Origin of the sequence: Pseudomonas sp. LPH60 (assembly GCF_030718165.1) — a bacterium.
GTDB classification, from domain to species: domain Bacteria; phylum Pseudomonadota; class Gammaproteobacteria; order Pseudomonadales; family Pseudomonadaceae; genus Aquipseudomonas; species Aquipseudomonas danubii.
On record NZ_JAVAJH010000002.1, the window covers coordinates 84424 to 93786 of the forward strand.

At 61.6% G+C, this 9363-nt stretch carries 10 protein-coding genes and 1 tRNA gene; 6 read left to right on the forward strand and 5 right to left on the reverse strand.

Annotated elements, in window-relative coordinates:
* Positions 1–34 precede the first annotated feature (34 nt).
* The 4 genes from Q8O96_RS05900 to Q8O96_RS05915 form a co-directional block, all read right to left on the reverse strand.
* Positions 35–109: transfer RNA gene (locus tag Q8O96_RS05900), tRNA-Gln, on the reverse strand.
* Positions 110–145: 36 nt separating this feature from the next.
* Positions 146–997 (reverse strand): 4-(cytidine 5'-diphospho)-2-C-methyl-D-erythritol kinase, encoded by an 852-nt coding sequence (ispE, locus tag Q8O96_RS05905; protein WP_102860252.1) that lies wholly within the window; start codon positions 995–997, stop codon positions 146–148.
* 1 nt (position 998) lies between these two features.
* Complete coding sequence (gene lolB / locus Q8O96_RS05910; protein ID WP_102860253.1) at positions 999–1616, reverse strand: lipoprotein insertase outer membrane protein LolB; 618 nt, start codon at positions 1614–1616, stop codon at positions 999–1001.
* A gap of 4 nt (positions 1617–1620) precedes the next feature.
* Positions 1621–3345 carry a tetratricopeptide repeat protein gene (locus Q8O96_RS05915; protein WP_305948547.1) on the reverse strand — a complete coding sequence of 575 codons (1725 nt, stop codon included), beginning with the start codon at positions 3343–3345 and terminating at the stop codon, positions 1621–1623.
* 325 nt (positions 3346–3670) lie between these two features.
* On the opposite strand from Q8O96_RS05915, the gene hemA reads away from it, so the two are divergent.
* The 6 genes from hemA (at position 3671) to Q8O96_RS05945 (ending at position 9024) form a co-directional block, all read left to right on the forward strand.
* Positions 3671–4945 (forward strand): glutamyl-tRNA reductase, encoded by a 1275-nt coding sequence (gene hemA, locus Q8O96_RS05920; protein ID WP_102880910.1) that lies wholly within the window; start codon positions 3671–3673, stop codon positions 4943–4945.
* Positions 4945–6027, forward strand: coding sequence for a peptide chain release factor 1 (prfA, locus tag Q8O96_RS05925; RefSeq protein ID WP_102860257.1), 1083 nt, complete (start codon positions 4945–4947; stop codon positions 6025–6027). The genes hemA and prfA overlap by 1 nt, the downstream gene beginning before the upstream one ends.
* On the forward strand, positions 6028–6858 hold the full coding sequence (prmC, locus tag Q8O96_RS05930) for a peptide chain release factor N(5)-glutamine methyltransferase (protein WP_102860258.1): 831 nt from the start codon (positions 6028–6030) through the stop codon (positions 6856–6858). It abuts the gene before it with no gap.
* Complete coding sequence (locus Q8O96_RS05935; protein ID WP_060842014.1) at positions 6852–7607, forward strand: molybdopterin-synthase adenylyltransferase MoeB; 756 nt, start codon at positions 6852–6854, stop codon at positions 7605–7607. Before prmC ends, Q8O96_RS05935 begins: the two co-directional genes overlap by 7 nt.
* Entirely contained in the window at positions 7600–8391 is a 792-nt protein-coding gene (gene murI / locus Q8O96_RS05940) for a glutamate racemase (RefSeq protein WP_115580902.1), read from the forward strand. The genes Q8O96_RS05935 and murI overlap by 8 nt, the downstream gene beginning before the upstream one ends.
* Before the next feature lie 114 nt (positions 8392–8505).
* Complete coding sequence (locus tag Q8O96_RS05945) at positions 8506–9024, forward strand: acyloxyacyl hydrolase (RefSeq protein WP_060844598.1); 519 nt, start codon at positions 8506–8508, stop codon at positions 9022–9024.
* 8 nt (positions 9025–9032) lie between these two features.
* Here Q8O96_RS05945 and Q8O96_RS05950 read toward each other — a convergent pair whose 3' ends face one another.
* Entirely contained in the window at positions 9033–9338 is a 306-nt protein-coding gene (locus tag Q8O96_RS05950; protein ID WP_102860260.1) for a YkgJ family cysteine cluster protein, read from the reverse strand.
* Positions 9339–9363 lie beyond the last annotated feature (25 nt).

A 9363-nucleotide genomic window follows, 5' to 3' on the forward strand; every position in this document is an offset into this window, starting at 1 on the left:
GGCTGAGGGTATACCTGGATGAGTATAAGGAAAATGGCAGGGGCGGCTGGATTCGAACCAACGCATGGCAGGATCAAAACCTGCTGCCTTACCGCTTGGCGACGCCCCTGTATCTGTTGCTTCGAGTACCTGATACTCGATTCCTTTAGAGCAGACCTTGCAGCTTGCGATGCAACATCGAAACGTTGCTTCCTTTTGCCACAAACCCTGTAAGGGTCTCTGTAAGAAGGGCCGAGACTTTATCAGCTTCAGCTTTGCTTGGGAAGCCCCCAAACACACAACTTCCAGTTCCAGTCAGTTTTGCTTCGGTAAATTTACCTAGCAAATTCAATGCGTTACGTACTTCTGGATAACGCCTTGCGACTACCGGAAGGCAGTCATTTCTGCTGTTTCCCTTGGGAACGGGGCGCACTTTAATGGGCGGAGTGTCACGTGTCAACAGCGGATCGGAAAAAATTTCTGCTGTACTTACAGACACTTGCGGAACCAGCACCAGGTACCAGGGTTCTTCGGGGTATTCGGGGGTGAGTTTTTCACCCACGCCCTCAGCGAACGCAGCGTGCCCGCGTACGAAAACTGGAACGTCAGCCCCCAGGGTCAGCCCCAATGCAGCCAGTCGATCTTCATCCCAGCCCAGTTGCCAGAGATGATTGAGGCCCAGCAGGGTAGTGGCGGCATTGGAACTGCCGCCGCCGATGCCGCCGCCCATGGGCAGGATCTTGTCGATCCAGATATCGATGCCCTGGGTGCAGCCGGACTGTTCCTGGAGTTTTTTCGCCGCCTTGACGATCAGATTGCTGTCGTGAGGCACGCCGTCGAACTCGGTGTGCAGGCGAATCTCTGCGTCATCGCGGAGAGCGAAGGTGATTTCATCGCCATAGTCGAGAAATTGAAACAGCGTCTGCAACTCGTGGTAGCCGTCTTCACGGCGACCCAGAATGTGCAGCATCAGATTAAGTTTGGCTGGGGAGGGCAGGGTCAGCTTTTCCATGGACATGTCATTGCCCCAGCTTGCGTGGCAGCCATTCCTTGATCACCAGGGTGACGTCAAGGTTGCTGCCATGCAGTTTGATGCGCTCGGGAAGCCAGTAGCCGTTCTGTTCGGAGTAATTGCTGTATTCCACTTGCCAGCCATCCTGTTCCAGGCTCGCCAGGTGGCTGTCGCCATCCAGGGTCAGGCGGCTTTTGCTGTCTGGGGCAGGCAGACCGCGAACCCACCAGGCCAGGTGGGAGACCGGCAGTTTCCAGCCCATTTGCTCTTCGAGCAGAGTTTCCGGGCTGGCCGCTTCGTAACGACCCTGATTGGCCACTTCCAGGCTGACCTGGCCGGGGCGGCCGGTCAGGCGTGCAGCACCACGACCCAGCGGACCGGACAGGCGAATGTCGTAATAGTCCTGGCGTTGCAGCCAGAACAGCGTGCCGCTGCCGGAGTCCTTGGGCGCGCGAATACCGATTTTGCCGTTGATCTGCCAGCCATCGAGGCCGGTCAACTGGTCCTTGTGCTGACGCCATTGGGCAGGGTTGCCCTGGCCCTGGACTGACTCGCGGGCGCCAAAACCGGCACAGCCGGCAAGCAGGGCGATAAGGCTGAAAACAATTACGTGGCGCAAAAACATAGTCTTAAAGAGTCTCTGATCCGGTCAGGCGTTTGATGGTGTCGCGCAATACGGGGCTATCGGGCTGATCCTTGATGAACTTGCTCCAGATCTGTTTGGCCTCGCGCTGCTTGCCGTTGTTCCACAGCACTTCGCCCAGATGCGCCGCAACTTCCTGGTCGGGGAAGCGCTCAAGGGCCTGGCGCAGCAGGCGCTCGGCCTCGTCGAGGTTGCCCAGGCGGAAGTTTACCCAGCCCAGGCTGTCCAGCACCGCCGGGTCTTCCGGGGTCAGTTGGTGGGCTTGCTCGATCAGTGCCTTGGCCTCGGTGTAGCGGGTCGTGCGGTCCGACAAGGTGTAGCCCAGGGCATTCAAGGCCATGGCGTTATCCGGCTCGCGCTGGATGATCAGGCGCAGGTCTTTTTCCAGCTGTGCCAGGTCATTGCGTTTTTCCGCCTGCATGGCACGGGTATAGAGCAGGTTCACGTCATCGGGATACTGTTGCAGCGCCTGCTGAATAACGTTCCAGGCGCGATCGCCCTGATTGTTTGCCGACAGGGTTTCGACTTCGACCAGATACAGCTGGATGGCGTAGTCGGGCTGGGCATCACGGGCTGCCACCAGGCGCTTTTGCGCCTCGTCGGTACGGCCGTTGTTCATCAGGATATCGGCCTGACGCAGTTGCGCTGGCAGGTAATCGTTACCCGGTCCGACTTGGGCGTATTCGATCAGGGCCCCTTGCGGATCATTGAGTTCTTCGGCGATTCGTCCCAGGTTCAGGTGTGCGGAGTCTTCGTGGCTTTCCCGGGCGATCAGGTCTTCCAGGTAACCCTTGGCCTCTTCCCAGGCCTTGGCCTCCAGGCACACCAGCGCCAGTGAATAGCGCAGTTCATCGTCTTCCGGGTACTGCTGGACCAGGCTGGAGAACTGGGTCTTGGCGTCCTCCATGCGGTCCTGTTCCACCAACATGCGGGCGTAGGTCAGGCGCAGACGCTTGTCGTCCGGGTATTTGCGGATGCTTTTTTCCAGCAGCGGCAGGGCTTCCTTGCCGCGGTTCAGGCTCTGCAGCAGACGGGCGCGCAACAGCAGCGGCGCCACCTCGCCGTCTTCCGGCGGATTCTGCTCCAGCAAGCTCAGGGCATCCTTGGCGTCGCCATCCTGCTGCATCAACAGGGCCTTGCCGAAGATCAGTTGACTGTTGTGCGGGTGCTTTTGCAGCAGGCTATCGAAGCTTTTCATCAGGCCATTGCGGGTGTCCTGGTCGGTATCGGCAGCCGACAGCGCAAGAAAGTCGAAATGGGTGTCGCCCTTGCCCTGCAGAACTTTCTCCATATAGAGCATGGAGTCGTCATAACGACCGGCGCGGGCCAGTTGGATAGCGGCAGCCCGTTGTGCTTCCAGATCGTCTGGAGCGTTCTTGGCCCAGATCAGCGAAGTGTCCAGGGCTGCCTGGTCGGCTCCCAGGTACTCGGCAATGCGAAAGGCGCGCTCGGAGATGCCCGGATCCTGGGTGTTGATGGCCTGGGTCACGTAGTTGTCCAGGGCAATGTCGAAACGATTGCGCTGGCCCGCCAGTTCAGCGCTCAGCAGGCTGAAGATGGTGTCTTCGCTGAACGATGAATAGACCTTGGGCTTTTCAGGGGCTGGGGTGCTGTCTTCCACCGGCGACGTAGCGTCCGATGAAACGGGGGCCAATGACTGGCAACCACTGAGGAAGACAAAGGCGAGGAGCAACGCGGAAGATCTATTCATATAGGAAGAGGGCGACTAACCTGCGGTCGGATCATCATGACACAAGCCTTCGGTCAAACATAACCGAGACTCAACGGGATGCCAGAACAGAGGCAGTCTATTAGTTTCTGCGCGAAAACTGCCTGCGCTTCGATCATGCTGCGTTGAAAACAGGCTCGGAATGCTCATTTAGGCCCCTAAACTCCGCTTCCTCGCCTGTTTTCGCCTTGCCTGATCTTCGCTCGGCGAGTTTTGGCACAAAACTAGGACAATAGTCGGCGGTAGTTGTTCTGCGTCGGTCGAAGTAGGACAATTGCCGGCTTCTCGACATCATCAGCGACCTTGAATGGCCTTCCTTGCACTCGGTATTAACCACAAGACTGCTTCTGTAGACGTCCGCGAGCGCGTGGCCTTTACCCCTGAGCAGTTGGTTGAGGCCTTGCAGCAGCTCTGCCGACTCACCGACAGCCGCGAAGCTGCGATCCTCTCCACCTGCAATCGCAGTGAGCTCTATGTAGAACAGGATCATCTTTCTGCGGATGTGGTGCTGCGCTGGCTGGCGGAATATCACCACCTGAGCCTAGACGAGCTTCGTGCCAGTGCCTATGTGCATGAAGATGATGCGGCAGTTCGTCACATGATGCGGGTGGCGTCGGGGCTGGATTCGCTGGTGCTGGGCGAGCCGCAGATTCTCGGGCAGATGAAGTCCGCCTACGCTGTGGCCCGTGAGGCCGGCACTGTCGGCCCGCTGCTGGGTCGGCTGTTCCAGGCTACCTTCAGCGCCGCCAAGCAAGTACGCACCGATACCGCCATTGGCGAGAACCCGGTGTCCGTGGCCTTTGCTGCGGTGAGCCTGGCGAAACAGATTTTCAGCGATCTGCAGCGCAGTCAGGCGTTGCTGATCGGTGCCGGCGAGACCATTACCCTGGTGGCCCGCCATCTGCACGACCTTGGGGTCAAGCGCATCGTCGTGGCCAACCGCACCCTGGAGCGGGCCAGCCTCCTGGCCGAGCAGTTCGGCGCCCACGCCGTGCTGTTGTCGGATATTCCCCAGGAACTGGTGCACAGCGATATCGTTATCAGTTCCACCGCCAGCCAGTTGCCGATCCTTGGCAAGGGGGCGGTGGAAAGCGCGCTGAAGCTGCGCAAGCACAAGCCGATTTTCATGGTGGATATCGCTGTTCCCCGGGATATCGAACCTGAAGTCGGCGAATTGGACGACGTTTACCTCTATACCGTCGATGACCTGCACGAAGTGGTCGCGGAAAACCTCAAGAGCCGTCAGGGCGCGGCCCAGGCAGCCGAGGAGCTGGTGAACATCGGCGCCGAGGATTTCATGGTGCGCCTGCGTGAGTTGGCGGCGGTGGACGTGCTCAAGGCCTATCGTCAGCAGAGCGAGCGCCTGCGTGATGAAGAACTGCAGAAGGCTCTGCGCCTGCTGAGCAATGGCTCCAGCGCCGAGGATGTACTGGCCCAACTGGCCCGTGGCCTGACCAACAAACTGCTGCACGCGCCGAGCGTACAGCTGAAAAAGCTGTCCGCCGAAGGCCGCCTCGATGCGTTGGCCATGGCTCAAGAACTCTTTGCCCTCGGTGAGGGCTCATCGGATAAAACCCCGTAATGAAAGCGTCACTGCTCAGTAAGCTGGACATTCTCCAGGATCGTTTCGAGGAACTGACCGCCTTGCTCGGCGATGCTGAGGTCATTTCCGATCAGGCCAAGTTCCGCGCCTATTCCAAGGAATACGCGGAAGTCGAGCCGATCGTCGCCTCCTACAAACAGGTGCTCAAGGTCCAGGCCGATCTCGAAGGTGCCCAGGCGCTGCTCAAGGACAATGACCCGGACCTGCGGGAAATGGCCGCCGAGGAAGTGCGCGAGGCCAAGGAGCAATTGGCCGAGCTGGAAAGCGCCTTGCAACGCATGTTGCTGCCCAAGGACCCCAACGACGGGCGCAACGTGTTCCTGGAAATCCGCGCCGGCACCGGCGGTGACGAAGCGGCGATCTTTTCCGGCGACCTGTTCCGCATGTATTCGCGCTACGCCGAGCGGCGTGGCTGGCGGCTGGAGATCCTCTCGGAAAACGAGGGTGAGCACGGCGGCTATAAAGAAGTCATTGCCCGGGTCGAAGGCGAGAACGTCTACGGCAAGCTCAAGTTCGAGTCCGGCGCGCACCGTGTGCAGCGCGTGCCGGCCACCGAATCACAGGGTCGCATCCACACCTCTGCGTGCACCGTGGCGGTGCTGCCCGAGCCGGACGAACAGGAAGCCATCGAGATCAACCCGGCGGATCTGCGCATCGATACCTACCGCTCTTCGGGCGCCGGCGGCCAGCACGTGAACAAGACCGACTCGGCGATCCGCATCACCCACATTCCCTCGGGCATCGTGGTGGAGTGCCAGGAAGAGCGTTCCCAGCACAAGAACCGGGCCCGGGCCATGTCCTGGCTGTCGGCCAAGCTCAACGACCAGCAGACCAGCGCCGCGGCCAATGCCATCGCCAGCGAGCGCAAGCTGCTGGTGGGCTCGGGGGATCGCTCCGAGCGCATCCGCACCTACAACTTCCCCCAGGGCCGGGTCACCGATCACCGGATCAACCTGACCCTGTATTCCCTGGACGAAATCCTCGCCGGAGGCGTCGAGGCCGTGATTGAACCGCTGCTGGCTGAGTATCAGGCCGATCAACTTGCGGCATTGGGTGAGTAAATGACCATCATCGCCAGCCTGCTGCGCGCAGCTCAATTACCCGATTCGCCGACGCCGCGCCTGGATGCCGAACTGCTCCTGGCAGCGGCCCTGGGCAAGCCGCGGAGTTTTCTCCATACCTGGCCAGAGCGCATCGTGCCCAGCGAGGCGGTGTTGCTGTTCACTGAATACCTGCAACGGCGCCGTTCCGGCGAGCCGGTGGCCTACATCCTCGGGCAACAGGGCTTCTGGAAGCTGGATCTGGAAGTGGCACCGCACACCCTGATTCCGCGCCCCGACACGGAGCTGCTGGTGGAGGCGGCGTTGGAACTGTTGCCAGCGACCCCGGCCAAGGTCCTCGACCTAGGCACCGGTAGCGGCGCGATCGCCCTGGCCCTGGCCAGCGAGCGTCCGGCCTGGAAGGTCACTGCCGTGGATCGGGTGCTGGAAGCCGTGGCCCTGGCCGAGCGCAACCGCCAGCGCCTGCAACTGGACAACGTCACCGTGCTCAGCAGCCACTGGTTCAGCGCGGTCGAGTCCCAGCGCTTCCACTTGATCGTCAGTAATCCCCCCTACATCGCCGAGGCCGATCCTCATCTGGCGGCCGGCGATGTGCGTTTCGAACCCGAAAGCGCCCTGGTGGCGGGCAAGGACGGTCTGGACGACCTGCGCCTGATCGTCGACCAGGCCCCGCAGCACCTGGAAGCCGGTGGCTGGCTGATGCTCGAGCATGGCTACGATCAGGCTGGCGCGGTGCGCGAATTGTTGACAGCCCGGGGGTTCATCGAAGTCCACAGCCGCATCGACCTGGGTGGTCATGAACGCATCAGCCTCGGGTGCCTGCCGTGCTGACCGATCAGGAGCTGTTGCGCTATAGCCGGCAGATTCTGTTGCAGCACGTCGACATCGATGGCCAGTTGCGCCTCAAGCAGAGCCGGGTACTGATTGTCGGCCTCGGTGGCCTTGGTGCCCCGGCGGCGCTGTACCTGGCGGCGGCCGGGGTCGGCGAGCTGCACCTGGCCGACTTCGACAGCGTGGACCTGACCAACCTGCAGCGCCAGATCATCCACGACAGCCAGAGTGTCGGGGTCAGCAAGGTGGATTCGGCCATCAGCCGGCTGTCCGCCCTCAACCCGGAAATCCGCCTGGTGCCCCATCGCCAGGCGCTGGACGTCGACAGCCTGGCCGCCGCCGTGGCCGCGGTGGACCTGGTGCTTGATTGCTCCGACAACTTCAGTACCCGCGAGGCGGTGAACGCCGCGTGCGTGGCGGCTGGCAAGCCCCTGGTCAGTGGCGCGGCGATTCGCTTGGAAGGGCAGTTGTCGGTGTTCGACCCGCGCCGTCCGGAAAGCCCTTGCTACCACTGCCTGTACGGACATGGCAGCGAAGCCGAGCTGACCTGCAGTGAAGCCGGGGTACTTGGCCCGCTGGTGGGCACCGTGGGCAGCCTGCAGGCGCTGGAAGCCCTGAAGCTGCTGGCCGGGTTTGGCGAGCCTCTGGTGGGTCGACTGTTATTGATCGATGCCCTGGGTACGCGCTTTCGTGAGCTGCGGGTCAAGCGTGATCCCGGTTGCAGCGTTTGCGGAGTTCAGCATGAGTGAAGCGCCCGTTGCGGTGTTCGATTCCGGTGTTGGCGGTCTGTCGGTACTGGCGGAAATACAGCGCCTGCTGCCCAACGAATCACTGCTGTACTTTGGCGATTGCGGGCATATTCCCTACGGCGAAAAGACCCCGGAGTTCATTCGCCAGCGTTGTGCCCTGATGGCGCGCTACTTCCGCGAACAGGGCGCCAAGGCCCTGGTCCTGGCCTGCAACACCGCCACCGTGGCCGGAGTGGCCGATCTGCGCCGCGATTACCCGGACTGGCCCATCGTCGGCATGGAGCCTGCGGTCAAGCCCGCCGCGGCGGCGACACGCAGCGGGGTGGTCGGGGTGCTGGCCACCACCGGCACCTTGCAGAGTGCCAAGTTCGCTGCCCTGCTCGATCGCTTCGCCGCGGATGTGAAGGTGGTCACCCAGCCCTGTCCCGGCCTGGTGGAAATGATCGAAAACGGCGACCTCGACAGCAGCGCCCTACGGCAACTGTTGCAGGGTTATGTCGAACCGCTGCTGGTGGCCGGCTGCGACACCATCATCCTGGGGTGCACCCACTATCCGTTTCTCAAGCCGGTGCTGCTGCAGATGCTGCCGGCCCACATCAGCCTGATCGACACGGGCGGCGCCGTTGCCCGGCAGTTGCAACGCCTCTTGGACGAGGGCGAGCTACGGGCCCGGGGCCCGGCCCGGGAGACTCGTTTCTGGACCAGCGGCGACGTCCCGCACTTTGTCCAGGTGTTGCCGCTTTTGTGGAAAGGTCCTGCGAGCGTTCAGCGTTTCGAGTTGTGAAAAAACCTGAAAAACCCTCGACCGTAGCTGAACTTCCGAGCGCGCGCGGGCTTCTATAACTTTTCCAGAAGGTTGTACAAGACCATAGGTAACCGTTGAAAAAGGACGTTCCTGATGAAGCGACTGTTGTGTTTGGCCGCGCTGGCGGCCGGGTTGTTGGGGCACAGTTTTTCCGCGCAGGCAGCCGGAGTCGAGTTCTCCGTGGGACAAACCGGCGATTCGACCCAGACCTACCGCCTGGGTATGCAATGGGATTGGGACAAGAGCTGGCTGCAGAGTGATGTCGGTCGCCTGACCGGGTACTGGAGCGGCGCCTACACCTATTGGGATGGCGACAAGAAATCGAGCAATCACAGCCTGTCGTTCTCGCCGGTGCTGGTCTATGAGTTCGCCGGGGCCAGCGTCAAGCCTTACATCGAGGCGGGGATCGGGGTGGCGGCCTTTGCCCACACCGAGGTCGAAGACAACAAGCTCGGCTCATCCTTCCAGTTCGAAGACCGCATCGGTTTCGGCCTGCGTTTCGCCGGCGGGCATGAAGTCGGGATCCGCGCCACCCATTACTCCAACGCCGGGATTCAAACCCCCAACGACGGTATCGAAAGCTACGCGCTGCATTACACGATGCCGCTCTGAGACCGGTATCAGCGATACGCCGTGGCGATTCCCCGGCGTTCGCTCAGGCAATCGGCCTCTCCCAGCTCGAACTCGCGACAGATCAGTGGCCGCAGCTCATAGATGCTGCAGCGCATGCTGTCGCGGTCCAGGGCCGCGCACCAGCCGTCGTCCAGACGGCGCATGACCTCGCCGCCCCAGTCGTCGGTGTCGATGAAGCGTTCGGGCACCCCGGTGTCGGTGATCAGCATCACTTCCAGCTGGCAGCAGCAGGCGGCGCAGGTCGAGCAACTGATGGCCGGTTCGGGGATGGGGGTAACGGGGATGTTAGTCATAGGCGCGCAGTGTAAGGCAGTGGGC